We start from the raw sequence: 24,633 nt of genomic DNA, 5'->3' as shown, positions 1-24,633 counted from the left end.
ACACGCGGGACCACGCAGCAGGGGCCGGGTCACGATGACCCGGCCCCTGCCTCGTTCGGTGCGCATGGCTCAGTGCCGACGGAGCAGCTCCGCGACCTGGAAGGCCAGCTCCAGCGACTGCTGGTGGTTCAGCCGCGGGTCGACCAGGGTCTCGTAACGACGGGCGAGCCCCTCGTCGTCGATCTCCTCCGCGCCGCCGAGCACCTCGGTGACGTCGTCGCCGGTGAGCTCCATGTGCAGCCCGCCGGGGACGGTGCCCAGCGCGTGGTGCACGTCGAAGAAGCCGGTGACCTCGTCCATCACATCGGAGAACCGGCGGGTCTTGTACCCGCTGGACGCCGTGATGGTGTTGCCGTGCATCGGGTCGCAGACCCAGGTGACCGGACGGCCGTCGGCGGTGACCTTCTCCACCAGGCCGGGCAGGACGTCGCGGATCCGCGAGGCCCCCATCCGGGTGATGAAGGTGATCCGGCCGGGCTCGCCGCTCGGGTTGAGCCGGTCCATCAGCGCCAGCGCGTCGTCCGCGGTGGTGCCGGGGCCGAGCTTCACGCCGAGCGGGTTCTGGACCCGGGCGAAGTAGTCGACGTGGGCGCCGGACAGCTGCCGGGTGCGCTCCCCGATCCACAGGAAGTGAGCCGAGCAGTCGTAGGGCAGCCCGGTCCGGGAGTCGATCCGGGTGAGCGGCCGCTCGTAATCCAGCAGCAGACCCTCGTGCGAGGAGTAGAAGTCCACCGTGCGCAGGGCGTCGAAGTCGGCGCCGCACGCGGCCATGAACCGGATCGCGCGGTCGATCTCCGCGGCGATCTCCTCGTAGCGGGAGTAGGCCGGGTTGGCCATGAAGCCCCGGTTCCACTCGTGCACCCGCAACAGCGACGCGAAGCCGCCGGTGGTGAACGCGCGGATCAGGTTCAGCGTCGCCGAGGACGTGTGGTACGCCTCCAGCAGCCGCTGCGGGTCCGGGGTGCGGGACGCCTCGGTGAACTCGAAGCCGTTGATGATGTCGCCCCGGAACGCCGGGAGCGTGACACCGTCGCGGGTCTCCTCGTTGGAGGACCGCGGCTTGGCGTACTGCCCCGCCATCCGGCCCATCTTGATCACCGGCAGGCTGGCGCCGTAGGTGAGGACCACGGCCATCTGCAGGATGGTCATGATCTTGCCGCGGATGTTGTCCGCGGTGGCCTCGGCGAAGGTCTCCGCGCAGTCCCCGCCCTGGAGCAGGAACGCCTCACCGCGACCGGCCGCGGCGAGCTGGGCCCGCAGCGCATCGGCCTCACCGGCGAACACCAGGGGCGGCAGCGCGGCCAGCCGGTCGGTGACCCGGTCGAGGGCCGCCGCGTCCGGCCAGGCGGGCTGCTGTGCGGCGTCCAGCGAGCGCCAGGCGTCCAGACCCGCGAGCGTGCGCGGGTCCGGCTCCACGCTCACGAGTGGCTCGCGGGCACCAGCGGCTGGCCGATCTCCGACAGCATCGCGCCGAACCACGGCTGGCTGATGTCGAAGGGCTTGCCACCGGCGATCCGCGGGAAGGCGATGGCCTTGAGCCGGTCGCCGTCCTCCTCGTCGTGGCCGATCACGCCGGGCTCGCCCTTGAGGGCGCACTCCACGGCCAGGTCGGTCATGGACTTGATCAGGCGCAGGTCCTCGGCGTTCGCCGCGGCGGCCCGGGAGTAGTAGCCCGACTTCTGGACCATGACCTTCTCCGCACCGAGCTTCTCCGCGAACTGCTTCGCGAACCAGGCGCCGGGGTTGATCGTGTCCAGCTTGACGTGGCCGAAGGCGTCCCGGCCGACCTCCTGGCCGGAGGCCTCCAGCTGCTCGACGATCTCGTGCATGCCGGCGCCCTCGGACAGGAAGATGTTGACGTTGCCCTGCTCGTCCATGATCGTGCGCAGGCGGGCGGCCTCGGCGTCGATGTCGATCGCGGCCTCGGGCACGAACACCGCGTGGATGTCCCACCGCTCCTTGGACAGGCCGATCTCCGGCAGCCACTCCTGCTGGTCGAGCCACTTGCGGTACTCGACCGCGGCGGCGGCGGTCAGCCAGCCGCAGTGCCGACCCATGACCTCGTGCACGATCAGCATGCGCGGGCCGGAGCGGTGCTCGCCGATGATGTTCGCCGCGAAGCCCGCGGCCTCCTCGGCGGCGGTCCAGGCGCCCAGCGACTGCCGGATCGGGATCACGTCGTTGTCGATGGTCTTGGGCAGACCCACGACGGTCAGGTCGTAGTCGTTCTCGGCCAGGTAGGCGGCCAGGTCGGCGGCGGTGGTGTTGGTGTCGTCGCCGCCGATGGTGTGCAGGACGTCCACGCCGTCGGCCTTGAGCTGCTCGGCGGCGACCTGCAGCGGGTCCTCGCCCTCCTGGACGAGACCGCGCTTGACGCAGTCCGCCTGGTTGGTGAGCTTCACGCGCGAGTTGCCGATCGGCGAGCCGCCGAAGCGGTGCAGCACACCGGCCTTCTTGCGGACCTCGTCGGAGACGACGATCTTCTGGCCCTTGAGCAGCCCGTAGTAGCCGTGCTCATAGGCGATGATCTCGATCTCGGGAGCGATCTCGGTGTACCGCTCGATCAGGCCACCGACGGCCGAGGACAGGCACGGAGCGAAGCCACCCGCGGTCAGGAGCGCGACGCGACGAACCGACATGAGACACACCTCTCGTTGGAACTGCACAGCTGGGCGTTCTGCCCGGGCCACTGAAGGCCATCGGGCGGGATCGAATCCAGGACCGAGGTCCCGGCGCTCACATCCTACTGAGCGGGCGCGTCGTCCTCCGGCGGGACCGGCACCTGGACATCGGGGACCTCGCGACCACCGGGGGCGGCCGCGGCGGCAGCGCTCGCGGCGTCCGGGTGACCGGTGGCGATCCGCGCCTTCTGGGTCGCGGCGTAGATGTCCACGTACTCCTGGCCGGAGATGCTCATCAGGGCGTACATGATCTCGTCGGTGACCGAGCGCAGGATGAAGCGGTCGTTCTCCATGCCCTTGTAGCGGCTGAAGTCGAGCGGCTCACCGATCACCACGCCGATCCGGCGCGGGTGCGGCAGGCGCTGGCCGAGCGGCTGGGCCTTGTCGGTGTCGATCATCGCGATCGGGATCACCGGGGCGCCGGACTCCAGCGCCAGCCGGGCGACACCGGTCTTGCCGCGGTACAGCCGGCCGTCGGGGCTGCGGGTGCCCTCGGGGTAGATGCCGAACAGGTCACCGTCCTCCAGCCGCTTCAGCCCGGTGCGCAGCGCCGCCTCGGAGGCCTTGCCGCCGGAGCGGTCCACCGGGATGGTGCCGACCCCGCGCATGAAGCCCGCGGTCAGCCGGCCCTTGAGCCCCCGGCCGGTGAAGTACTCGTTCTTGCCGATGAAGACGATCTCCCGGTCCAGCACCAAGGGCAGGAAGAAGGAGTCGACCACCGCGAGGTGGTTGCTGGCCAGGATCGCGCCGCCGCTGCTCGGGACGTTCTCCGCTCCACGCACCCAGGGCCGGAACAGCAGGTGCAGCAGCGGGCCGATGAGCACCCGCTTCATCAACCAGTAGAACAACCTGACACCTCTCGACCTGGACTGCGGGACAGTGGCGACCGCACCCCACCTAGAGTGAGGGCATGGCACCCGACCGCTCCGCCGACGACGCCCCCCGCGACGACGAGGGCCGGTCCGACGCACCGGTCACAGACGAGCAGTGGGCCGAGATCGTCGCCGACCTGCGGGACACCACCGAGCCGTCCGGAACCACGACCGACGACGGCGGTGCCGCACCCGGTCCCGCCGTAACCTACCCCGTCGCGCCGTGGGTCTCCGACCGACGCGTCGTGCGACCGGCCGGGAGCGAGGGACGGGACTGGGACGCGACGGCCCAGTTCGAGGCTGCGGAGCGCGAGGTCGACGAGGCCGAGCACTTCGTCCCGCCGCCCGCTCCCCCGGTGTTCGGCGGCGACCCGCTGCTCACGGTGGCCTGGCTGGCGGTCGGCGGGATGCCGATCTTCTGGCTGATCGTGGTGATCGGGTGGAAGAGCGCGCCCGCATCCCTGATGCAGGCCTCCGGCGTGGTGTTCCTGGCCGGGCTCGCGGTGCTGTTCTGGCGGATGCCGCACCGTCGCGAGGGCGGGGACGACGGCAGCGCCGACGACGGCGCCGTCGTTTGAGTCTGACATGGTGTGAGGGTGTGGCCTGAGGGGATGGATCACGACGGACTGCTGCGGATCGGGCTGTTCTCCCGCCTGAGCTTCATCAGCGTGCGGATGCTCCGGCACTACGCCGACCACGGCATCCTGGTCCCGGCGGAGGTCGACGAGTACAGCGGGTACCGGTTCTACCGGGCCGAGCAGCTCGCCGACGCCCGGCTGGTGACCGGACTGCGCGCTGCGGGCTTCGGGGTGCAGAGCATCGGCCGGGTGCTGGCGGTGCGGGGTGATCCGGCGAGTGTCGCCGCCCTGGTGTCCGAGCAGCGGACCACGCTGCTGACGGAGCGGAGCGAGCTGGACGACCGGCTCATGGCACTCGACCGACTCAGGATCGAGGAACCCACCATGCCCACCGTCGACGTCACCGAGACCACCCTGCCCGCCATGACCGTGCTGTCGCTGCGCCGCACGATCCCGTCCTATGCCGACGAGGGCACGCTCTGGCGGGAGCTGATGCCGCAGGCCGGACCGCACCTCCGGCCGGACGCCCGGTTCGGGGCGACCTTCCACGACGAGCAGTTCCAGGCCGAGGACGCCGACGTCGAGGTCTGGGTGCAGGTGCCCGCGGGCACCCCGGGCGGTCACGACCTCCCGGACCGCCGGATCGTGACCGCCACCCTGCGCGGCTCCTACGAGCGGATGGGCGAGGTCACCGAGGCGATCGGCGCCCACATCGCCGCCCATGACCTGCGCACCGGAGCGATGTTCAACGTCTACCGGGTCGGACCCACCCAGGACCCGGACCCGGAGCACTGGGTCACCGAGGTCTGCTTCCCGATCGAGGGCTGAGCCGATGGCTGTCCCCCGGGATAAGGGCGAGCTGGTGCGTGCGATCGACGACAGCTACGACAAGCTGGTCCGGGATCTCGCCCGCGTCCCCGTCGGACTCGCAGGGGACCGGAGTATGCCGGGACACCGCTCCGGCACCGTGATGAGCCCATCCGACCTGGTCGCCTACCTGATCGGGTGGTTCGAGCAGGTGCTGTCCTGGCACGAGGACCGCGGCGCGGGCAACGAACCGGATTTCCCTGCAACGGGCTATGCCTGGAACGAGTTGGGCGCACTGGCCGAGGAGTTCTACCGCCTGCGCAGCTGGCTACGCGACCACACGCCATCCGCGTAGCCCGCACACCGCCGAGAGTGCACGAACGCCGGCTCACGAGCGTCGGAGCCCTGCGTTCGTGCACTCTCGACCGGGAAGAGCCCGAGCTCAGAGGCGGGCGAGGTCGGCCGCGCCGACGATCCCCGCGTCGTTGCCCATCGAGGCCAGGGCGAACTGGGCCTCGGGTCGGTGCCCCCGGGCGAACAGCTGCTCCATGTAGCCGCGCCGGGCCGGGTCCAGCAGCAGGTCGCCGGCCGCGCTCACGCCACCGCCGATCACCACGAGCGCCGGGTCCAGCAGCGCGCCGACCGACGCGGAGCCCTCGCCGATCCAGCGGCCCAGCTCCGCCAGCAGCTCGACCGCGAGCGCGTCGCCCTCCTGCGCGGCCCGGGTGACCTGCGGACCGGTCAGGTCCTCCACGTCCCCGCCGGCCAGCTCCAGCAACCGGGTGCCACGGGCGGGCTCGGTGATCAGCGCGGACTGCGCGTCCCGGACCAGCGCCGAGCCGGAGGCGTACTGCTCCCAGCAGCCCTCGTGCCCGCAGCCGCAGTAGTGGCCACCGGGGACGACCCGCATGTGACCGACCTCGGCCGCACCGCCGAAGGCGCCCCGGACCAGGTTGCCGCCCACCACGACCGCGCCGCCGAGGCCGGTGCCGATGGTCAGCATGAGCATGTCGTCGACGTCGCGACCGGCGCCGAACCGGAACTCGGCCCACCCAGCGGCGTTCGCGTCGTTCTCCACCACGATCGCGATCTCCGACCCGAGCTCGGCGGCGACGATGTCCCGCAGCGCGTGGTCGCGCCAGGGCAGGTTCGGGGTGAAGCGCACGGTGGCCTGGTCCGAGCCGATGAAGCCGGGGGCGGCCAGACCGATGGCGCCCACCTCGTGGCTGCCGATCAGCTCGCGGCAGGCCTCGATCACGCCGCGGTCGACGCTGTCGGAGTCCCGGGGGTCGGTGTCGCGGCGGACCTTCGCGATGATCCGGCCGTCCTCGTCCACCACACCGGCGGCGATCTTGGTCCCGCCGATGTCCACACCGATGGCGTGCATACTTCCCCGCTTCCGCGCCTGAGACTCGTTCGCGTGCCGGGCCCTCCGATGGACCTCGCCGACCCGGCTCGCTGCTGCGAGGGGTCTGCGTGCACGCGCGAGGTCCACGCTAGCGTGCTCCGGGCGGGACCTTGCACACGCTCCCACACCCGCGGCGGAACCGGCCTCGGTCGCGGCGGATCGCCCCACTCCACGACATGTCAGCGAACAGGACCAAAGTCCCATATGCTGCGGGACACCCCTCGGCTTCTGACAACGGAGTGAGAACCCATGGAGGAATTCACCACACCGCTGCTGCTCGACGCGGCACCGGAGGAGAACCTGCTCGACCTGCTCGATGCGCGGGTGGCCGCCACCGGTGACGGTCCGCTGATCGAGCGGCGTGAACCGGACGGCGGGTGGACCCCGGTGTCCGCCCGCGCGTTCGCGGACCAGGTCGCCCGAACCGCCCGCGGCTTCATCGCCCGGGGCGTCGCTCCCGGCGACCGGGTCGGGATCATGTCCCGCACCCGGTACGAGTGGACGCTGCTGGACTGGGCGCTGTGGACCGCCGGTGCCGTCCCGGTCCCGGTCTACGAGACGTCCTCCGCCGAGCAGGTGCACTGGATCCTGACCGATGCGGACGTGACCCTGCTGGTGGTGGAGACCGCCGAGCACGCCGCCGTGGTCGCGGAGGTCCGGCCGGAAGCCCCGCACCTGCGCGACGTCCTGGTGCTGGCCGACGGTGCGCTGGAGCGGCTGCAGGCCGACGGCGACCCGGTCCCGGCCGAGGAGCTCACCGCGAGACGTCGGCACGCGGGCCGGGACGACCTGGCGACGATCATCTATACCTCGGGCACCACCGGGCGCCCCAAGGGGGTGGAGCTGACCCACGGCAACTTCTCGGTCCTGACCCGGAACGCGGTCGAGGGCCTGCGGGTGGTGGTCTCCACCCCCGGCGCGCGCACGCTGCTGTTCATGCCACTGGCGCACGTCTTCGCCCGGTTCGTCGAGGTGCTGTGCATGCCCGCGGGCGCGGTCCTCGGCCACACCCCGGACACCAAGACCCTGCTGGCGGACCTCGCCACCTTCCAGCCGACCTTCATCCTGTCGGTGCCCCGGGTGTTCGAGAAGGTCTACAACTCCGCGGAGCAGAAGGCCGCGGCGGGCGGGAAGCTGAAGATCTTCCAGTGGGCCGCCCGCACCGCCATCGCCTACTCGCGCGCGCTCGACGAGGGCCGGCCCGGCCTGGCCCTGCGCGCCCAGCACGCCGTCGCGGACCGGTTGGTGTTCCACAAGCTGCGCGAGGCGATGGGCGGCCGGATCGAGTGGGCGATCTCCGGCGGCGCACCGCTGGGCGAGCGGCTCGGGCACTTCTTCCGCGGCATCGGGGTGCGGATCCTGGAGGGCTACGGCCTCACCGAGACCACCGCCCCGGCCACGGTCAACCTGCCGGACGCCACCCGGATCGGCACCGTCGGTCCCCCGCTGCCCGGCACCTCGGTCCGGATCGCCGCCGACGGAGAGGTCGAGATCCGCGGACCGCAGGTCTTCGGCCGCTACCACGGCAACCCGACCGCCACCGGCGAGTCCCTGACCGACGGGTGGTTCCGCACCGGCGACCTCGGGTCGCTGGACGACGACGGCTACCTGCGGATCACCGGCCGCAAGAAGGAGATCATCGTGACCGCGGGCGGCAAGAACGTCGCCCCCGCCGTGCTGGAGGACCGGCTGCGGGCGCACCCGCTGGTCTCCCAGGTGGTCGTGGTCGGCGACGGCCGCCCGTTCATCGGCGCCCTGGTCACCCTGGACGCGGAGGGGCTGCCCGGTTGGTGCTCCGCCCAGGGCCGCGCTCCGCTCACCGTCGAGCAGGCCCGGACCGACCCCCAGGTGATCGACTCGCTGGACAAGGCGGTCGAGCGGGCGAACCGGGCCGTCTCCCGGGCCGAGTCGATCCGCAAGTACCGGATCCTGGAACGCGACCTGACCATCCAGGACGGGTACCTCACCCCCAAGCTGTCGGTGCGGCGGACGCATGTGCTGAAGGACTTCGCCACCGACGTCGAGGCGATCTACGAGGGCCCGCACCCGGAGCACTGACACCGGTGGCCGCGGGGTGTGTCGGACCCCGCGGCTACCGTCCCCGCCATGACCCACCCCGCCGCGCCGACCCCGGTGCAGGTGACCCTGGAGGACATCGGCACCCCGCTGCAGCAGGTCACCTTCGTCGTCGTCGACCTGGAGACCACCGGCGGCCTGACCGCCGGCGCGGCGATCACCGAGTTCGGCGCGGTGAAGGTGCGTGGCGGCGAGGTGCTCGGCGAGTTCCAGACCCTGGTCGACCCCGGTGGCCCGATCCCGGCGCAGATCCAGGTGCTGACCGGCATCACCACCGCGATGGTGATCGGCGCACCGAGGATCGAGGAGGTGCTGCCCTCCTTCCTGGAGTTCGCCCGCGGGTCGGTGCTGGTCGCGCACAACGCCCCCTTCGACGTCGGGTTCCTCAAGGCCGCCGCCGCGCAGACCGGGCACGCCTGGCCGGGCTTCCCGGTGGTGGACACCGTGAAGCTGGCCCGGCGGGTGGTCACCCGGGACGAGGCGCCGAACCACAAGCTCTCCACGCTGGCCGGGCTGTTCCACGCCACGACAACGCCGGAGCACCGCGCGCTGGCCGACGCCCGGGCGACGGTGGACGTGCTGCACGCGCTGCTCGGCCGGCTGGGCCCGCTCGGGATCACCCACCTGGAGGACCTGGCCACCGCCGCCGACCCGGTGCCCGCCGACGTGCGGCGCAAGCGGACCCTGGCCGACGGGCTGCCGGACGCCCCGGGGGTGTACCTGTTCCGCGGGCCGAAGGACGAGGTGCTGTACGTCGGCACCTCGACCAGCCTGCGCAAGCGGGTGCGCAGCTACTTCACCGCCGCGGAGAAGCGCGGACGGATGCGGGAGATGGTCCGGATCGCGCTCGGCGTCACGCCGGTGGTGTGCGCCACCCGGCTGGAGGCCCAGGTCCGCGAGCTGCGGCTGATCGCCCAGCACAACCCGCGCTACAACCGCCGGTCCCGGATGCCGGAGCGGATGCCGTGGGTGCGGCTGACCGTCGAGCCCTTCCCCCGGTTGTCGGTGGTGCGGGAGGTGGTCGAGGGCGCGACCCATCTGGGGCCGTTCGCCTCCCGGGCCGCGGCCCAGTCGGCGGTGGAGGCGCTCCAGGACACGTTCGCGGTGCGCCGGTGCGCCGGGAAGCTGCCCGCGATCCCCCGGGCCGGGGCCGCCGCCTGCCACCTGGCGGAGATCGGCCGCTGCTCGGCACCCTGCGTCCGGACCGCGTCGGCGCCGGGTTACGCGACCGAGGTCGAGGACCTGCGCGCCGCGATGACCGGCGACCCGAGCCGGGTGGTGGTCGAGCACGCGCAACGGATCGCCGCGCTGATCGACCGGGAACGCTACGAGGAGGCCGCCACGGTCCGGGACCGGCTGTCCGCGTACCTGCGCGGTGCCGCGCGGGTGCAACGACTGGCGCCCCTGGCCCGGATCGCCGAGCTCTGCGCGGCCCGGCGTACCGACGAGGGCGGCTGGGAGCTGGTCCTGGTCCGGCACGGCCGACTGGCCACCACCGCCCTGGTCCCGCCGCGCACCGACCCCGCCCCGGCGATCGCATCGCTGCGGGCCACCGCGGAGCACGTGCCGCCGCCGATCGCGCCCGCCCCGGCCGGGCACCCGGAGGAGGCGGACCTGATCCTCGGCTGGCTCGGCTCCCCCGGGGTGCGGCTGGTGTCGCTGAGCGAACCGTGGGCGCTGCCGGTGCGATCGGCGGCCGCCTGGGCGGATCCCGCGGCGGCGATCGCGGGCATCGCGCCGCTGCCGGACCCCCGGGCGGAGCCCGTCGTGCGGGTCCCCGGCACCGACGTCGTCGGCGCGGCATGATGGGCGCATGCTCACCGCCATCGTGCTGATCGACACCGAACCGTCCCGCATCCCCGAGGTCGCCCAGGCGATCGCCGACCAGCCGGGGGTGAGCGAGGTCTACTCGGTCACCGGCGAGGTCGACCTGGTCGCCATGGTCCGGGTCCGCGAGCACGAGGAGCTCGCCGACGTCATCGCCGACCGGTTGAGCAAGGTCGAGGGCGTGCTGCGCACCCAGACCTACATCGCGTTCCGGACCTATTCCCAGCACGACCTGGAGTCGGCCTTCGCCCTCGGCATCGAGGACTGACCCCACGACGAGGCCCCCGGCGGATCGGTCCGCCGGGGGCCTCGTCGTCAAGGGACTCAGGCCGCGGCGGCCCGCCAGCGGTCCAGCACCCGGGTGGCCGCGCCGGAGTCCACGGACTCACGCGCGTGACCCAGTCCGGCGCGCAACCGGTCGACCAGCGACCCTGCACCGGTACCGGGCAGCGACCCCTCGGCGACCAGGGCCGCGGCCGCGTTCAGCAGCACGGTCTCCCGCGCCGGGTGCGGTGCGCCGCCCAGGATGTCCCGGGCCACGCCCGCGTTGTACCGGGCGTCCGCGCCGCGCAGATCGGCGATCGTCACCGGGGTCAGTCCCAGCTCGGCCACCGGGTCGAGCGTGTGCTCGGTGACGGCACCGTCCGCCACCCGCCAGATCCGGGCGGTCGAGGTCGGGGACAGCTCGTCCAGCCCGTCGTCGTTCCGGAACACCAGCGCATCGGTGCCGCGGGAGGCGAGCACCCCGGCCATCAGACCGGCCATCCGCGGGTCGGCGCAGCCGATCGCCGCCGCCGCCGGCTGGGCCGGGTTGGTCAGCGGACCGAGGAAGTTGAACGCCGTCGCCACGCCCAGGTCCCGGCGGGCCACGGCGGCGTGCCGCATCGAGGAGTGGAAGGTCCCGGCGAAGCAGAACGTGATCCCGGCCTGCTCGACGATCTCCGCCACCCGCTCCGGGGTGTGGTCCAGCCGCAGCCCGAGCGCTTCGAGCACGTCCGCCGAGCCGGAGGACGAGGACGCGGCCCGGTTGCCGTGCTTGACCACCCGGACACCGGTCCCGGCGATCACCAGCGAGGCCATGGTCGACACGTTCACGGTGTGCGCCCGGTCGCCGCCGGTGCCCACGATGTCCACCGAGCGACCCGGCACGGTGAACCGCACCGCGTGGTCCAGCATGGTGTCCGCCAGCGCGGTCAGCTCCTCGACCGTCTCCCCCTTGGCTCGCAGCGCGACCAGGAAGCCGGCGACCCGGACCGGGGAGGCCTCCCCGGACATGATCTGGTCCATCGCCCAGGAGGTCTGCTCGGTGGTGAGGTCCTCGCCCCGGATCAGGGCGGTGAGCAGATCCGACCAGGTCATCGTGCCGGGGTACGGGCCAGCAGGCCCGCGACGGTGCTCTGCAGCTCGATCGGGTCGAGCGGCTGGGAGACCACGGCGTCGGCGTCCGACCAGGCGGCCAGCCAGGCGTCCTGCGGGCGGCCGGTCAGCACCAGCACCGGCGGGCAGTTGTAGAGCTCGTCCTTGACCTGGCGCGCCAGCGACATCCCGCCGACCTTGGCGGCCTCGCCGTCGAAGACGAACAGGTCGTAGCCGCCGGCCTCGGCCTCGGTCAGCGCCGCCGCCGGGGAGGCGGCCTCGGTCCATCGGATGTCCGGCGCACCGCGCCCCAGCCGCTTGCCGACACCGAGCCGCACCTGGGCACGGGTGTCCAGGTCGTCGCTGTACAGCAGGATCCGCGGACCGGTGGTGGTCGCGGCGTCGTCGGTCGGGTGCGAAGCAGCCATGATGATCCTCACTAGGGGCACTGCGAAGGGGTGCGCTAGTGCATCTTGGCACGTCGGACGGACGCGGTCCTCGGACCGGCCGCACACGCTCGCGACACGCCGCGCGAAATGACGATGTGACAGAAAACTCCGCGACGGCCTGGGACTTGTGACCCATGAACGGCCGATCTTCGGCATACTGACCCACGTGACAACCGCAACGGCCGCGCCTCAGTCCGCTCCGCACGTGAGCGTCAACCGACCCAATCCCGTGTCGGTGGGGACCATCGTGTGGCTGGCGTCCGAGCTGATGTTCTTCGCCGGCCTGTTCGCGATGTACTTCACGCTCCGCTCCACCGTCCCCGACGAGTGGGCCGCGCAGACGCCCCTGCTCAACATCCCGTTCGCGGTCGCGAACACCACGGTGCTGATCCTCAGCTCGGTCACCTGCCAGATGGGTGTCTGGGCGGCCGAGCGGTTCCAGCCCCGCCGCTCCGGCAGCCTGCTGAACCTCAAGGGCTGGGGCATGAACGAGTGGATGACCCTCACCTACATCATGGGCGCGGTGTTCATCGGCGGTCAGATCTTCGAGTACGCCGAGCTGGTGCACGAGGGCCTGACCATCTCCTCCAGCCCGTACGGCTCGGTGTTCTTCCTGACCACCGGCTTCCACGGTCTGCACGTGATCGGCGGTCTGATCGCCTTCCTGTTCCTGCTCGGCCGCTCGTTCTCGGCCAAGCGCTTCGGTCACCACGAGGCGACCACCGCCATCGTCGTGTCGTACTACTGGCACTTCGTCGACATCGTGTGGGTCGCGCTGTTCGCGACCATCTACCTGATCAAGTAGTCGGCGCCGACCACCATCAGAGCCCCCCAGCCCTACCGAGATCCAAGGACTAACCCCGTGAAGGCACTCGCCGCCCGCAGGCACCACCGGTCAGCCCCGGTCGTGCTGCTCCTGCTGGCGCTGCTGCTCACCGGAGCGGTGTACGCGATCGCTGCCCCGTCCAGCGCCGATGCGGCGTCCGCGACGACCAGCCAGAGCGACATCGACGCCGGAGAGAAGCTGTTCCAGGCCAACTGCGCCACCTGCCACGGCGCCTCCGCCGACGGCACGGCCAGCGGACCGTCGCTGATCGGTGTCGGCGCCGCGGCCGTCGACTTCCAGGTCGGCACCGGCCGGATGCCCGCCAAGATGAACGGTGCGCAGATCCAGGCCGCCCCGGCCCAGTTCGACCAGGAGCAGATCTCCCAGCTGGCCGCCTACGTGGCCTCGCTCGGCGCCGGCCCGTCGATCCCCACCGCGGACCAGGTCGACGCCAGCAAGGGCGACGCCGCCAACGGCGGCGCGATCTTCCGCACCAACTGCGCCATGTGCCACAACGCCGTGGGCGCCGGTGGCGCGCTGTCGCAGGGCAAGTACGCGCCCTCGCTGATGGAGACCTCCCCGGAGCACATCTACGAGGCCATGCTGACCGGTCCGCAGTCGATGCCGGTGTTCAACGACGCCAACATCACCCCGGACGAGAAGCGGGACGTCATCGCCTACCTCGAGCAGCAGCGTGAGGGGTCGGCCGGTGGCCTGACCCTCGGGTCGCTCGGCCCGGTGTCCGAGGGCCTGTGGGCCTGGGTCGCCGGACTGGGCCTGCTGATCGGTGCCGCGGTCTGGATCGGAGCGAAGTCGTCGTGAGCAACCACTCCACTGACCTGACGCCGGTGAACGGCGAGCTGCCCGACCGGTTCGAGGACCCGGGCCTGCACGAGCACCACGAGCGGATGGGCGACACCGACCCGAAGGCCAACAAGCGGGCCGAGCGCCAGGTCGTCGTCCTGTTCGGCCTGTCGGTGCTGGGCACCCTGGCGTTCCTGGTCGCCTACGCGATCGTCCCGCCGGACGGCACGGTCGCCGGGATCCGGATGTCCAACCTGCTGCTCGGCCTCGCGATGTTCGTCGCGCTGGCCGGCATCGGCCTGGCCGCCGTGCACTGGGCCAAGTCGCTGATGAACGACCACGAGGTCGCCGAGGAGCGCCACCCGATCCGCTCGGACGACGCCACCCGTGAGGTCGCCGTCGCCAAGCTGAACGACGGCATCAAGGACTCCGCGATCGGCCGCCGTGGCGTGCTCAAGGGCGCCATGGTGTCCTCGCTCGCCCTGTTCCCGCTCGCGATCGCGGTGCCGCTGGTCGGCAACATCGGTGGCGACTGGGACGTCTCCCGCTCCAAGCACACGCTGTGGAAGCGCGGCACCCGGCTGGCGCTCGACCCCACGGGGCGTCCGATCAAGGCGGCCGACGTCACCATCGGCTCGGTGTTCCACGTCATGCCCGAGGGCATCGAGGAGGCCGAGCACCCGCTGAACGAGAAGGCCAAGGCCGTCGTGCTGATGATCCGGATGGACCCCCGGGACATCCGCTCCGAGCAGGGTGACGGCTGGAGCTACGACGGCATCGTCGCGTTCTCCAAGATCTGCACGCACGTGGGCTGCCCGGTGGCCCTCTACGAGCAGCAGACGCACCACATCCTCTGCCCGTGCCACCAGTCGACCTTCGACGCCGCCGACGGCGCCAAGGTGGTCTTCGGCCCGGCCAAGCGTCCGCTGCCCCAGCTGCCGATCACCGTCGACGACGAGGGTTACCTGGTCGCTCAGGACGGCTTCAACGAACCGATCGGCCCGAGCTTCTGGGAGCGGCTGACATGAACTCACCCCACAACCTCGTTCGCTCCGCTCACGACCTCGCGGGGGCCCCGAGATGAGCACCTCCACCTCCACCAGCCCCACCACCCCGGCGGGCAAGGCCGCGGACTACCTCGACCAGCGCACCGGCATCGGCGGCGCGGTCAAGGAGTTCGCCCGCAAGATCTTCCCGGACCACTGGTCCTTCCTGCTCGGCGAGATCGCGCTCTACTCCTTCGTGGTGCTGCTGATCTCGGGCACGTTCCTGACGATGTTCTTCGTCCCGAGCATGACCGAGGTCCACTACGAGGGACCGTGGGAGGCCATGCAGGGCGTGCAGATGTCCGAGGCCTTCGCCTCGACCCTGCACCTGTCCTTCGAGGTGCGCGGCGGTCTGCTGATGCGGCAGATCCACCACTGGGCCGCCCTGATCTTCATGGCGTCGATCGTCACGCACATGATGCGGGTGTTCTTCACCGGCGCGTTCCGCAAGCCCCGTGAGATCAACTGGGTGGTCGGCTTCACGCTGATGATCCTGGGCCTGCTGGCCGGGTTCTCCGGTTACTCGCTCCCCGACGACGTGCTCTCCGGCAACGGCCTGCGCATCGCGGACGGCGTGGCCCGCTCGATCCCGATCCTGGGCTCGTACATCTCGTTCTTCCTGTTCGGCGGGGAGTTCCCGGGCACCGCCCTGATCCCCCGGCTGTTCACGGTGCACATCCTGCTCATCCCGGGTCTGATCCTGGCGATGATCGGTCTGCACCTGCTGTTCGTGGTGCTGCACAAGCACACCCAGTACCCGGGTTCGGGCCGGTCGGACAAGAACGTGGTCGGCTACCCGCTGTTCCCGGTGTACGTGGCCAAGGCCGGCGGCTTCTTCTTCGTGGTGTTCGCCGTGATCGCGCTGCTGGCCGGCACGATGACGATCAACCCGGTGTGGAACTACGGTCCCTTCGACCCGTCCATCGTGTCCGCGGGCGCCCAACCGGACTGGTACATGCTGTTCCTGGAAGGCGGGCTACGCCTGATGCCAGGACAGACCGAGGTGGTCCTGGGTCAGTACACCCTGTCGCTGAACGTGCTGGTCCCGGCGGTCGTGGTCCCCGGTCTGCTGTTCACCGCACTGGCGCTCTGGCCGTTCATCGAGGCGTTCGCCACCGGCGACACCCGTGAGCACCACGTGCTGGACCGCCCGCGCAACGCGCCGTTCCGGACCGCCTTCGGCGTGGCCCTGCTGACCGCGTTCTTCATCCTGATCCTGGCCGGGTCCAACGACCTGATCGCGACCCACTTCCACCTGTCGATCAACGACATCACCTGGACCTTCCGGGCGCTGATCTTCCTCGGCCCGTGGTTCGCGTTCTGGATCACCAAGCGGATCTGCCTGTCGTTGCAGCGCAAGGACCGCGAGCTGGTCCTGCACGGCCACGAGACCGGCCGGATCGTGCGGTTCGCCTCCGGTGAGTACATCGAGGTGCACAAGCCGCTGGACGAGCACGAGCGCTGGCTGCGGGTCGGCCACGAGCCGCGCCGCCCGATCGAGATCGAGCCCGCCGAGGACTCCCGCGGCGTGCGCCGGCCGGGCTACCGAAAGGACAGGCTCCGCCAGCGGGTGTCCCGGATGTTCTACGAGGACCGGATCGAGCCGGTCACCCCGGCCGAGCTGGCGGCTGCCCAGTCGCACGGTGGGCACGACGCCCTCCCCGCGGCGGACGAGCACGCCCAGCTCACCGGTTCCACGGCCGGCGGCGGCACGCACCTGGTCGACGACGAGGACACCACACGCCCCTGACGTGCGGAATCATTCATCCATGTGGGACGTTGGACCCACTGGATGGCATACGACCCGACGTCCGCGTCGGTCCCGGTCAGCCGCCGGGATCGCCGCGGGCGTCGGTCGTTCCACCCTGGTGCGGGCGACCGCCGACCGTGATACGACAGAGGGACCCCAGTTGGGGCCCACCCCCGATGCACCGAGAGGTACTGATGGCCGAGTACACCCTGCCGGACCTGCCCTACGACTACGCGGCGCTGGAGCCGCACATCTCCGGCCGCATCATGGAGCTCCACCACGACAAGCACCACGCCACCTACGTGGCCGGTGCCAACACCGCGTTGGAGAAGCTCGCCGCCGCCCGCGAGTCCGGTGACTTCGGCGCCGTCGCGGGCCTGGAGAAGAACCTCGCCTTCAACCTGGGTGGTCACGTCAACCACTCGGTGTTCTGGGCCAACCTCTCCCCGGACGGCGGCGACAAGCCGACCGGTGAGCTCGCCGCGGCCGTCGACGAGTTCTTCGGCTCCTTCGACAAGTTCCAGGCGCACTTCACCGCCAACGCCACCGCGATCCAGGGCTCCGGCTGGTCCATCCTGGCCTGGGACTCCATCGGCGAGAAGCTCGTCATCGTGCAGCTCTACGACCAGCAGGGCAACCTCGCCCTCGGCCTGGTGCCGATCGTCGTCCTGGACATGTGGGAGCACGCCTTCTACCTGGACTACGTGAACGTGAAGGCCGACTACGTCAAGGCGTGGTGGAACATCATCAACTGGGCCGACGCCGGTGCGCGCTTCGAGCGTGCCCGCACCCAGACCGCCGGGCTGATCGTCCCGTCGCTCTGACGCGCTGACCCACGGCCGAGGGCCGGGCACTCCCCCACGGGGTGCCCGGCCCTCGGCATGTCCGGGCGACCGCGCCGGGGTCGGCAGTCCGTGCCGGGGTCGGCAGTTCGCGCCCAGGTCGGCAGTTCGCGCCGGGGTCGGCAGTTCGCCGCCCCGGCGGAGGTGTGGACTGCCGATCTCGGCATCAGGGTCATGGCAGGGTGGCGCGATGGGACGACAGTGGCGCAGGTGGTTCTGGGGCCGTCCGAGCGGCGGCGGTGTGGGGGGCGCGTGGGGTGAACTGGCCGAGGCGCTGCAACCGACCAGGGCGGTGACCGTGGCCGAGCAGGAGTCGTGCCGCGCCGGCGTCCACGGCGATCACCGCCAGCTCAGCGGTGCTCCCCCGGAGGGCCGACTGCTGGACGCCACGGACGATCCCGCGTGGCTCCCGCCGGGCTCCCGCGCGGAGGTCTGGTCGGACGCACGCGCCCCGCGACCGGCGGGTCTGGTCCGGCTCCTGCTCCGGCGCCGTGGCGAGGTCTCCTGCGTGCCGTGCGCGGACGGCCGCGTCGACCTGGACCTGCCCACCAGGACGGTGCCGTCCGGCGACCCGGACGGCGCGAGCACGATCCTCGGGCTCGCGCAGGAAGTACTCGGCACCTCACGACCCGACCCGCGCCCGGTCGGCCACGTCCGCAACGTGGTCCCGCATCCCGCGCCGGACCATCCCTGGCCGGCCCCGCTCGCGCACTTCTCGGTGTGGGCGGTGGACGGCGTCCCGGTCATCGACGGTGCGTGGCTGCCCACCGGACCCGGCTCACCGCTGCGCGACCGCCGCTGGTACCCCCTGCGGCACGACCGAGGGGCGCCCCCACCGTAGCGGAGACGCCCCTCAGGAACGCGGGCTCAGTGCGCGTGCTGGCCGCGGGAGAACTCGAACACCCAGCCGACCAGGCCGATGACGCCCAGCGCGACACCGATGTACGCGATCCACCAGCCGATGGCCATCCCGGTGAACACCAGGGCGCCGGCCGCGGCAATCGTGATCGGCCACCAGGACCACGGGCTGAACACGCCCTGATCACCGGCGCCCTCGGCGATCAGTGCCTCGGGGTCGTCCTCGGGACGGGCGTCGATCCGACGGGAGACCAGCAGCAGATAACCGCCGATCATGCCGACCAGACCGCCGACCAGCGGGATGCCCACGGTGCCGACCGGCTCTCCGCCGGACCACCAGGCGTAGACCAGGCCGATCGGGATGAAGAATAGCACGCCGCCCAGGAACAGCCAGGGCTCGACCTTCATCGAGTGCGGCTTCTGGGTGGATGCGCCGTGCTCGGACGGCCGGCCGCCGGGCTCGCGCAGGGAGCTCATCGCTGGCCCTCCTCGTTGTCGGTGCGCGGACGGTCGTCGACGATGGTGGCGCTGGACTGCTCCGGCTCACCGCCGCCGGACTCGACCCGGTCGCGGGCCACGCCCTGCTCGCCGGTGCGCTCGGACTCCCAGTCCAGGATCCCGGGCGACGGCTCGACGTGGTCCATCGCGGCGACCTCGGGGTGGTGCAGGTCGAAGGCCGGACGCTCGGACCGGATCCGCGGCAGGGTGATGAAGTTGTGCCGCGGCGGCGGGCAGGACGTCGCCCACTCGAGCGAGGCGCCGTAGCCCCACGGGTCGTCGACGGTGACCCTGGGGGCGCTGCGCCAGGTCTTGTAGACGTTCCAGAAGAACGGCAGCGTGGAGATCGCCAGGATCATCGATCCCACGGTCGACACCTGGTTCATCCAGGTGAAGCCGTCCTCCGGCGAGTAGTCCGCGTACCGACGGGGCATCCCGATGACGCCGAGCCAGTGCTGGATCAGGAACGTCATGTGGAAGCCGATGAACAGCAGCCAGAAGTGCAGCTTGCCCAGGCGCTCGTCCAGCATCTTGCCGGTGAACTTCGGCCACCAGAAGTACATGCCGCCGAACATCATGAACACCACGGTGCCGAACACCACGTAGTGGAAGTGCGCCACCACGAAGTACGTGTCGGAGACCTGGAAGTCCAGGGCGGGGCTGGACAGGATCACGCCGGTCAGACCACCGAAGAGGAAGGTGGTGAGGAAGCCGATCGTCCAGAGCATCGGCGTCTCGAAGGTGAGTTTCCCTCGCCACATCGTGCCGATCCAGTTGAAGAACTTCACCCCGGTCGGCACCGCGATCAGCATGGTCATGAGTGCGAAGAACGGCAGCAGCACCGCACCGGTGACGTACATGTGGTGCGCCCACACGGTCACGGACAGAGCGGCGATCGCGATGGTCGCGTAGACGATGCCCTTGTAGCCGAAGATCGGCTTGCGGCTGAAGACCGGCAGGATCTCGCTCGCGATGCCGAAGAACGGCAGCGCGATGATGTACACCTCGGGGTGACCGAAGAACCAGAACAGGTGCTGCCAGAGGATGGCACCGCCGTTCTCCGGGTTGAAGACCTGGGCACCCAGTCGCCGATCGGCGCCCAGCGCGAACAGCGCGGCGGCCAGCGGCGGGAACGCCATCAGCACCAGCAGGCTGGTGATCAGGGTGTTCCAGGTGAAGATCGGCATCCGGAACATGGTCATGCCCGGCGCGCGCATCGTCACGATGGTGGTGATGAAGTTGACTGCACCCAGGATCGTGCCGAAGCCGGTCAACGCCAGACCGAACACCCACAGGTCACCGCCGGCGCCCGGTGAGTAGACGCTGTTGGACAGCGGCGCGTAGGCGAACCATCCGAAGGACGCGGCGCCCTGCGGGGTGAGGAATCCTGCCGCGGCGATCAGGCCGCCGAACAGGTACAGCCAGAAGCTGAACGCGTTCAGCCGGGGGAAGGCGACGTCCGGAGCGCCGATCTGCAGCGGCATGATGATGTTCGCGAACGCGCTGAACAGCGGTGTCGCGAACAGCAGCAGCATGATCGTGCCGTGCATCGTGAAGAGCTGGTTGTACTGCTCCTTGCTCTGCACGATCTGGATGCCGGGTTCGAACAGCTCGGCGCGGATCAGCAGCGCCATGATCCCGCCGAGGCAGAACCAGATGAACGCCGTGATCAGGTACATGTACCCGATCGTCTTGTGGTCGGTGGAGGTGATCCACTTGACCACGGTCCGACCCCAGGTCTGCTTGCGCGGGGCGAGACCCGGAATGGTCTCGATGTGCTCGGCGGTGGCCATCAGTTCTCTCCCTCACCGGCGACGCGGGCGTCCTGGAGCCGGCTGTACTCCAGGCCGATCTGCCCGTCCTGACCGGCGTCACGCAGGTCCTCGACGTGCTGCTCGTACTCCTCGACGGAGACGACCTTCACGTTGAACAGCATCGACGAGTGCTCCTCGCCGCAGAGCTCGGCGCACTTGCCGACGTACTCGCCTTCGACCTGCGGCACCACCTGGAACGTGTTGGTGCGGCCCGGGATCATGTCCTGCTTGTACAGGAACGCGGGCACCCAGAACGAGTGGATGACGTCGCGGGAGTCGAGTACGAACTCGACCCGCTGGCCCACCGGCAGGTACAGCGTCGGCTGGTCGGCCAGGACCCCGGTCTCGCCCACGTTCTGGGCGTGCTCGCCGGTGTCGTACACGTCGTCGTCGACGTAGTTGAAGTCCCAGCTCCACTGCTTGCCGATCACCTGGACGGTGAGGTCGGGCTCCGCGGTGGTGTCCTGGATCTCGGTCATGTCGCGGGCGGTGTAGTAGAAGAGCACCCCCACCATGATGATCGGCAGGATCACGTACATGATCTCCAGCGGCACGTGGTACCGGAGCTGCACGGGGAGCTGGTCGTCCTCCTTGCGCTTCCGGTAGACGGCGACGCACCAGATGATCAGGCCCCAGACGAGGACGCCGACGATCAGCGCCGCCACCCAGGAGCCGACCCACAGGTTCATGATCCGGCCGGTCTGGTTGGTGACCTCGTTCTCGGAGTCGCCGGGCAGCCAGCCGCGGCTGACCTCCGGCGAGCATCCGGCGAGGGCGAGCACGACGGCCGCCGCGGCTCCCGCGACGGCCAGTCGGTTCCACCTGCTGCGGCGGCGGGGGGTCTGCGAGCGCACCGGGGGCCTTCCACTCTCGGATCCCCACCCGGCGGTGCGCATCGCCGCGCCAGACGTCGGTCAGGGATCTTCCTAGGACCTTTGTCCTCTCGATCCCGTGCAGCGTAGCGCGGGAAACGGCTCGTCGTGACCCGATGCGAGCGTTTCGAGCCGAGGAACTGACGAAGTGTCATCTGAATCACGCGCGCACTCCCCCGACACGCCATGTGCACGACACGCATACGGCGACCAGCGCCGGGACCCGGTCCGTCCGGGACGGCGACTAGCGTTCGGACCGTGCCCACCACCCCGACCCGCGTCCTGCTCGACACCGCCGGGCACGCCCCGGTGCCACCCGCGGTCCGCGACGCCTATCTGGCCGCCTTGGACGAGGGCTGGGCGGACCCCCGACGGCTGCACACCGAGGGTCGTCGTGCCCGCGCTCTGCTGGACGGCGCGCGGGAGGCGATCGCCGCGCTGGTCGGTGCGCGCACCGAGGAGGTCGCCCTGGCTCCGTCGCACACCGCCGCCCTGCACGCCGCCGTCCGCACCGTCGCCCAGGGCCGACGACGGGTCGGCGCCGGGATCGTCACGTCTGCGGTGGAGCGGATGGCCGTGCTGGAGGCCGCGGACTTCGCCGGGGAACGCCGGACCGCGCCGGTCGACCGGGAGGGCCGACTGGACGTGGACGCCTTCGACACCCTGGTCACCGCCGGGGACGTCGCGCTGGCGGCCGTGCAGCACGCCAACGGCGAGGTCGGCACCCGGCAGCCGGTCGTCGACGCCTGGGCGTCCGCCCGCTCGGCCGGCGTCCCGCTCCTGGTCGACGCCGGCAGTTCCTTCGGGCACGTGCCCGTCGGCCCCGAATGGGACCTGCTGACCCTCGACCCGGCGGACGTCGGCGCGGTGCCCGGCGTGGCGGTGCTGGTCACCCGCACCGGGGTCCGCCGCTCCCCTGTCGGCCCCACCGAGGACACCGAGCGCTGGTTCCCCGGCGGCGTCGCGGTCCCGGCCGCGCTGGCCGCCGCAGTCGCGCTCCAGCTCGCCAGCCGTCGTACCCCCGACCCGGCCCCGGTCGCCCGGCTGCGCGACCGGGTGGCCGCCGAGGTGCCGATGACCATGGTCTCCGGTCCCGGCGAACCGGACGCCCGGTTGCCGCACGTGCTGACGTTCTCCTGCCTCTACGTCGACGGCGAGGCCGTGGTGACCGCACTGGACCGCGCCGGATTCGCCGTCGCCTCCGGGTCGGCCTGCACCTCGGCCACCGAGCAGCCCAGCCACGTGCTGGCGGCGATGGGGTCGCTCACCCAGGGCAACGTCCGGCTCAGCCTGCCGCCGGACGTCGATCCGGCCCAGATCGAGCGGTTCTGCGACGAACTGCCCGGCATCGTCGCGGACCTCCGCCGGGACGCGGGCCTCTAGACGGCACGAAGCCCCGGGCCGCGCAGGGGACGGTCCGGGGCTCCGAGAGGTCGATCAGCTGAACGAGCCGCCGCAGGCGCAGGACGAGCCCGCGTTCGGGTTGTCGATCGTGAAGCCCTGCTTCTCGATCGTGTCGGCGAAGTCGATGGTCGCGCCCTCCAGGTAGGGCACGCTCATCCGGTCCACGACGACCTCGACCCCGTCGAAGTCCCGCAGCGCGTCGCCGTCGAGCACCCGCTCGTCGAAGTACAGCTGGTAGATCAGGCCGGAGCAGCCACCCGGCTGCACCGCGATGCGCAGCCGCAGGTCGTCGCGGCCCTCCTGCTCCAGCAGGCTGCGCACCTTCCCCGCGGCGACATCGGTCAGCTGAACGCCGTGCGTCGCGGTCTCGGTGGTCTCGCTCATCGTCTCTCCCGTGTCTGGTCCGGTCAGCGGTCCCCGGGGCGCAGATCGACCCGGTGCCGTCACGGTCACACCGGGTCAACAGGGCACCCGCGTGATCTGTTCCCCACTGTACGACCGAGTTCGGCCCGGCTCACCGGGACCCGCGGCGAGGACCCGGCCCGGACACCGGACGGTCAGCGCGACCAGGTGCGGGCGATCCGCGGTATCCGGGCCCGCAACGCCGCCGCCGGGCCTGCTTGCCAGTCCGCGAGCTGGCCGGGCTGCTCGATCACCCCGAACGCTCCGGCGACCCCCGCCGCCCCCCAGTCCCGGCGCCCGGTCCGCACCTGCGCCGCCAGGGCGATCAGCGGGACGCCCAGCGGCAGTGCCGCCCCGCTGACCGCCGGGACGACGCCCTCCTCCAGCGCTGCGGCGTCCAGCACCCCGGCGCCGGTGACGACCAGGTCGGCCGACTCGACCCGGTCGGCCAACCGCACCGCGTCCGCGACCCACGCGGCGCCGTCGACCCGCCGGGCGCCGAGCAGGCCGAGCACGAACGCCGCCCCGCCCCCCGCCCCGGAGCCGGGTGCCACCGCGGGCCGGGTGGTGGTCCTCGACGCGGCGGCGGCCGGGCGACCGAGGGCGGCCCCCGCTCCGACCTGCGCGACGCTGTCCGGCCGGTGGGCGTGCCCGTCGTCGCGGCCGTGACCGTGGGCGTGCGTGGTCGCCAACAGGTCGACCCGGCCCGCCCCGGCCGCCGCGGTCAGGGTCGCGACCAGGTCCGCCATCCGGCGCTCCACCGCCTGGGACTCCTCCGCGGTCGCCCGCCCGGCGTCGACCAGGGCGGCGCTCGCACCGTTCAGGCCCAGCAACGCGAGGTCGTGTGTGCCCAGCAGCACCAGGTCCCGGCCGCGCAGTTCCTCCTGCAAGGCCGCGATCCGGTCGGCCATCGACGGCAGCGGCGCACCCAGACCCCGCTCCGGCAGGTCCCCCGCCCCGATCAGCGCGCGCAGCAGACCCCAGCCGCCGTCGTGCGCGGTCACCCGGCGCGGACCGGTCCCGACCACCACCCGCTCCGCCCCGGTGTCCACCGCGGCGCGGACCAGCTCGCCCAGACCGGCAGACGACGAGCGGTCCACCGGCGCGGAACCGCTCAACGCCACCGATCCGTCGACGTACGCCGTGCGTGACCCGGAGTCCTCGGTCAGCACCAGCACGGCGCTCGGCACCGGCACACCGCCCGCGTCCGGCACCGTGACCGCTGCCAGCTCCCCGCCCCGCGCGGCGCGCAGCACGTCGATCAGCCCCGGTCCGCCGTCGTTCAGCGGCAGCAGCTCCACCCGGTCGGCGGGACGGGCGTCGCGCCAGCCGTCGGCGATCGCCCGCGCCACCTCGGGTGCGCCGAGCGCGGCCCAGCCGGAGTCGGCCGACGCACCGGGCGCGGGGGTCGTCGGGCGGTCGAATCGGCCGGGGCTCACCAGGACATGCACCCGCTGATCGTG

The 24,633-nt window shown here is 71.5% G+C and carries 24 protein-coding genes; 13 read left to right on the top strand and 11 right to left on the bottom strand.

All coding sequences use genetic code 11. From position 1 onward, the window contains the following. Positions 1–69: 69 nt before the first annotated feature. From OGL89_RS05180 to OGL89_RS05170, 3 genes are all read right to left on the bottom strand, one after another. Positions 70–1,422, bottom strand: coding sequence for a 3-deoxy-7-phosphoheptulonate synthase class II (locus tag OGL89_RS05180; protein ID WP_263118830.1), 1,353 nt, complete (start codon positions 1,420–1,422; stop codon positions 70–72). Then, a complete protein-coding gene (locus OGL89_RS05175; RefSeq protein ID WP_263118829.1) occupies positions 1,419–2,639 on the bottom strand; it encodes a pyrophosphate--fructose-6-phosphate 1-phosphotransferase in 1,221 nt (406 codons plus the stop codon). Before OGL89_RS05175 ends, OGL89_RS05180 begins: the two co-directional genes overlap by 4 nt. A gap of 104 nt (positions 2,640–2,743) precedes the next feature. Further along, positions 2,744–3,529, bottom strand: a complete 786-nt coding sequence (locus OGL89_RS05170) for a lysophospholipid acyltransferase family protein (RefSeq protein ID WP_263118828.1) — start codon at positions 3,527–3,529, stop codon at positions 2,744–2,746. A 62-nt stretch (positions 3,530–3,591) separates the two neighbouring features. On the opposite strand from OGL89_RS05170, the gene OGL89_RS05165 reads away from it, so the two are divergent. The 3 genes from OGL89_RS05165 to OGL89_RS05155 are packed head-to-tail and all read left to right on the top strand — an operon-like array spanning position 3,592 to position 5,293. Continuing rightward, entirely contained in the window at positions 3,592–4,131 is a 540-nt protein-coding gene (locus OGL89_RS05165) for a hypothetical protein (RefSeq protein WP_263118827.1), read from the top strand. A 33-nt stretch (positions 4,132–4,164) separates the two neighbouring features. After that, positions 4,165–4,959 carry a MerR family transcriptional regulator gene (locus tag OGL89_RS05160; RefSeq protein ID WP_263118826.1) on the top strand — a complete coding sequence of 265 codons (795 nt, stop codon included), beginning with the start codon at positions 4,165–4,167 and terminating at the stop codon, positions 4,957–4,959. A gap of 4 nt (positions 4,960–4,963) precedes the next feature. Next, positions 4,964–5,293 carry a ClbS/DfsB family four-helix bundle protein gene (locus OGL89_RS05155; RefSeq protein WP_263118825.1) on the top strand — a complete coding sequence of 110 codons (330 nt, stop codon included), beginning with the start codon at positions 4,964–4,966 and terminating at the stop codon, positions 5,291–5,293. Between the two features lie 87 nt (positions 5,294–5,380). Here the strand turns inward: OGL89_RS05155 and OGL89_RS05150 are convergent, their stop codons facing one another. Next, complete coding sequence (locus tag OGL89_RS05150) at positions 5,381–6,325, bottom strand: ROK family glucokinase (protein WP_263118824.1); 945 nt, start codon at positions 6,323–6,325, stop codon at positions 5,381–5,383. 270 nt (positions 6,326–6,595) lie between these two features. Between OGL89_RS05150 and OGL89_RS05145 the strand changes: the two genes are divergently transcribed. From OGL89_RS05145 to OGL89_RS05135, 3 genes are read left to right on the top strand one after another with little or no spacing between them, the layout of a single operon-like run. Further along, entirely contained in the window at positions 6,596–8,404 is a 1,809-nt protein-coding gene (locus OGL89_RS05145; protein WP_263118823.1) for a long-chain fatty acid--CoA ligase, read from the top strand. A gap of 48 nt (positions 8,405–8,452) precedes the next feature. Further along, a complete protein-coding gene (locus OGL89_RS05140) occupies positions 8,453–10,228 on the top strand; it encodes a DEDD exonuclease domain-containing protein (protein ID WP_263118822.1) in 1,776 nt (591 codons plus the stop codon). Positions 10,229–10,235: 7 nt separating this feature from the next. Then, positions 10,236–10,517, top strand: a complete 282-nt coding sequence (locus OGL89_RS05135) for an Lrp/AsnC ligand binding domain-containing protein (RefSeq protein ID WP_263118821.1) — start codon at positions 10,236–10,238, stop codon at positions 10,515–10,517. A gap of 56 nt (positions 10,518–10,573) precedes the next feature. On the opposite strand, the gene trpD is transcribed toward OGL89_RS05135, so the two are convergent. Both trpD and OGL89_RS05125 read right to left on the bottom strand, forming a co-directional pair. Then, a complete protein-coding gene (gene trpD, locus OGL89_RS05130; RefSeq protein ID WP_263118820.1) occupies positions 10,574–11,608 on the bottom strand; it encodes an anthranilate phosphoribosyltransferase in 1,035 nt (344 codons plus the stop codon). Next, complete coding sequence (locus OGL89_RS05125; RefSeq protein ID WP_263118819.1) at positions 11,605–12,033, bottom strand: hypothetical protein; 429 nt, start codon at positions 12,031–12,033, stop codon at positions 11,605–11,607. Before OGL89_RS05125 ends, trpD begins: the two co-directional genes overlap by 4 nt. A gap of 226 nt (positions 12,034–12,259) precedes the next feature. Here OGL89_RS05125 and OGL89_RS05120 point away from each other — a divergent pair, with 226 nt between their 5' ends. The 6 genes from OGL89_RS05120 (at position 12,260) to OGL89_RS05095 (ending at position 18,163) form a co-directional block, all read left to right on the top strand. Continuing rightward, complete coding sequence (locus OGL89_RS05120; protein WP_263118818.1) at positions 12,260–12,859, top strand: heme-copper oxidase subunit III; 600 nt, start codon at positions 12,260–12,262, stop codon at positions 12,857–12,859. A gap of 57 nt (positions 12,860–12,916) precedes the next feature. Beyond that, positions 12,917–13,702: a c-type cytochrome gene (locus OGL89_RS05115; RefSeq protein WP_263118817.1), complete on the top strand. Its 786-nt coding sequence runs from the start codon at positions 12,917–12,919 to the stop codon at positions 13,700–13,702. After that, positions 13,699–14,712, top strand: coding sequence for a Rieske 2Fe-2S domain-containing protein (locus tag OGL89_RS05110; protein ID WP_263118816.1), 1,014 nt, complete (start codon positions 13,699–13,701; stop codon positions 14,710–14,712). The genes OGL89_RS05115 and OGL89_RS05110 overlap by 4 nt, the downstream gene beginning before the upstream one ends. A 52-nt stretch (positions 14,713–14,764) precedes the next feature. Beyond that, on the top strand, positions 14,765–16,480 hold the full coding sequence (locus OGL89_RS05105) for a ubiquinol-cytochrome c reductase cytochrome b subunit (protein ID WP_263118815.1): 1,716 nt from the start codon (positions 14,765–14,767) through the stop codon (positions 16,478–16,480). Between the two features lie 194 nt (positions 16,481–16,674). Continuing rightward, on the top strand, positions 16,675–17,304 hold the full coding sequence (locus OGL89_RS05100) for a superoxide dismutase (RefSeq protein ID WP_263118814.1): 630 nt from the start codon (positions 16,675–16,677) through the stop codon (positions 17,302–17,304). A 208-nt stretch (positions 17,305–17,512) separates the two neighbouring features. Next, a complete protein-coding gene (locus tag OGL89_RS05095) occupies positions 17,513–18,163 on the top strand; it encodes a hypothetical protein (protein WP_263118813.1) in 651 nt (216 codons plus the stop codon). Between the two features lie 26 nt (positions 18,164–18,189). Here OGL89_RS05095 and OGL89_RS05090 read toward each other — a convergent pair whose 3' ends face one another. From OGL89_RS05090 to coxB, 3 genes are all read right to left on the bottom strand, one after another. Continuing rightward, complete coding sequence (locus OGL89_RS05090; RefSeq protein WP_263118842.1) at positions 18,190–18,588, bottom strand: cytochrome c oxidase subunit 4; 399 nt, start codon at positions 18,586–18,588, stop codon at positions 18,190–18,192. A 65-nt stretch (positions 18,589–18,653) separates the two neighbouring features. Next, positions 18,654–20,471 carry a cytochrome c oxidase subunit I gene (ctaD, locus tag OGL89_RS05085; protein ID WP_263118812.1) on the bottom strand — a complete coding sequence of 606 codons (1,818 nt, stop codon included), beginning with the start codon at positions 20,469–20,471 and terminating at the stop codon, positions 18,654–18,656. Beyond that, positions 20,471–21,346 (bottom strand): cytochrome c oxidase subunit II, encoded by an 876-nt coding sequence (gene coxB / locus OGL89_RS05080; protein ID WP_263118810.1) that lies wholly within the window; start codon positions 21,344–21,346, stop codon positions 20,471–20,473. The genes ctaD and coxB overlap by 1 nt, the downstream gene beginning before the upstream one ends. Positions 21,347–21,622: 276 nt before the next feature. On the opposite strand from coxB, the gene OGL89_RS05075 reads away from it, so the two are divergent. Beyond that, the gene (locus tag OGL89_RS05075) at positions 21,623–22,747 is read left to right on the top strand and encodes an aminotransferase class V-fold PLP-dependent enzyme (RefSeq protein WP_263118809.1); all 1,125 of its coding nucleotides are present in this window, start codon (positions 21,623–21,625) and stop codon (positions 22,745–22,747) included. A 54-nt stretch (positions 22,748–22,801) separates the two neighbouring features. Here the strand turns inward: OGL89_RS05075 and erpA are convergent, their stop codons facing one another. After that, positions 22,802–23,152: an iron-sulfur cluster insertion protein ErpA gene (gene erpA, locus OGL89_RS05070; protein WP_263118808.1), complete on the bottom strand. Its 351-nt coding sequence runs from the start codon at positions 23,150–23,152 to the stop codon at positions 22,802–22,804. Positions 23,153–23,325: 173 nt separating this feature from the next. Then, positions 23,326–24,621: a glycerate kinase gene (locus tag OGL89_RS05065; protein ID WP_263118807.1), complete on the bottom strand. Its 1,296-nt coding sequence runs from the start codon at positions 24,619–24,621 to the stop codon at positions 23,326–23,328. Positions 24,622–24,633 lie beyond the last annotated feature (12 nt).

This window comes from Cellulomonas sp. RIT-PI-Y (assembly GCF_025642745.1).
Classification (GTDB): Bacteria; Actinomycetota; Actinomycetes; order Actinomycetales; family Cellulomonadaceae; genus Cellulomonas.
The sequence above is the reverse complement of the archived record's forward strand: the minus strand, read 5'-3'. Positions and strand labels throughout refer to the sequence as shown.

What these genes read in the sequence shown, in the direction of transcription:
- OGL89_RS05175 (WP_263118829.1), bottom strand. Translation starts at nt 2,639, where the DNA reads ATGTCGGTTCGTCGCGTCGCGCTCCTGACCGCGGGTGGCTTCGCTCCG.
- OGL89_RS05165 (WP_263118827.1), top strand. Translation starts at nt 3,592, where the DNA reads ATGGCACCCGACCGCTCCGCCGACGACGCCCCCCGCGACGACGAGGGC.
- OGL89_RS05160 (WP_263118826.1), top strand. Translation starts at nt 4,165, where the DNA reads ATGGATCACGACGGACTGCTGCGGATCGGGCTGTTCTCCCGCCTGAGC.
- OGL89_RS05155 (WP_263118825.1), top strand. Translation starts at nt 4,964, where the DNA reads ATGGCTGTCCCCCGGGATAAGGGCGAGCTGGTGCGTGCGATCGACGAC.
- OGL89_RS05150 (WP_263118824.1), bottom strand. Translation starts at nt 6,325, where the DNA reads ATGCACGCCATCGGTGTGGACATCGGCGGGACCAAGATCGCCGCCGGT.
- OGL89_RS05145 (WP_263118823.1), top strand. Translation starts at nt 6,596, where the DNA reads ATGGAGGAATTCACCACACCGCTGCTGCTCGACGCGGCACCGGAGGAG.
- OGL89_RS05140 (WP_263118822.1), top strand. Translation starts at nt 8,453, where the DNA reads ATGACCCACCCCGCCGCGCCGACCCCGGTGCAGGTGACCCTGGAGGAC.
- OGL89_RS05135 (WP_263118821.1), top strand. Translation starts at nt 10,236, where the DNA reads ATGCTCACCGCCATCGTGCTGATCGACACCGAACCGTCCCGCATCCCC.
- trpD (WP_263118820.1), bottom strand. Translation starts at nt 11,608, where the DNA reads ATGACCTGGTCGGATCTGCTCACCGCCCTGATCCGGGGCGAGGACCTC.
- OGL89_RS05125 (WP_263118819.1), bottom strand. Translation starts at nt 12,033, where the DNA reads ATGGCTGCTTCGCACCCGACCGACGACGCCGCGACCACCACCGGTCCG.
- OGL89_RS05105 (WP_263118815.1), top strand. Translation starts at nt 14,765, where the DNA reads ATGAGCACCTCCACCTCCACCAGCCCCACCACCCCGGCGGGCAAGGCC.
- OGL89_RS05100 (WP_263118814.1), top strand. Translation starts at nt 16,675, where the DNA reads ATGGCCGAGTACACCCTGCCGGACCTGCCCTACGACTACGCGGCGCTG.
- OGL89_RS05095 (WP_263118813.1), top strand. Translation starts at nt 17,513, where the DNA reads ATGGGACGACAGTGGCGCAGGTGGTTCTGGGGCCGTCCGAGCGGCGGC.
- OGL89_RS05090 (WP_263118842.1), bottom strand. Translation starts at nt 18,588, where the DNA reads ATGAAGGTCGAGCCCTGGCTGTTCCTGGGCGGCGTGCTATTCTTCATC.
- ctaD (WP_263118812.1), bottom strand. Translation starts at nt 20,471, where the DNA reads ATGGCCACCGCCGAGCACATCGAGACCATTCCGGGTCTCGCCCCGCGC.
- erpA (WP_263118808.1), bottom strand. Translation starts at nt 23,152, where the DNA reads ATGAGCGAGACCACCGAGACCGCGACGCACGGCGTTCAGCTGACCGAT.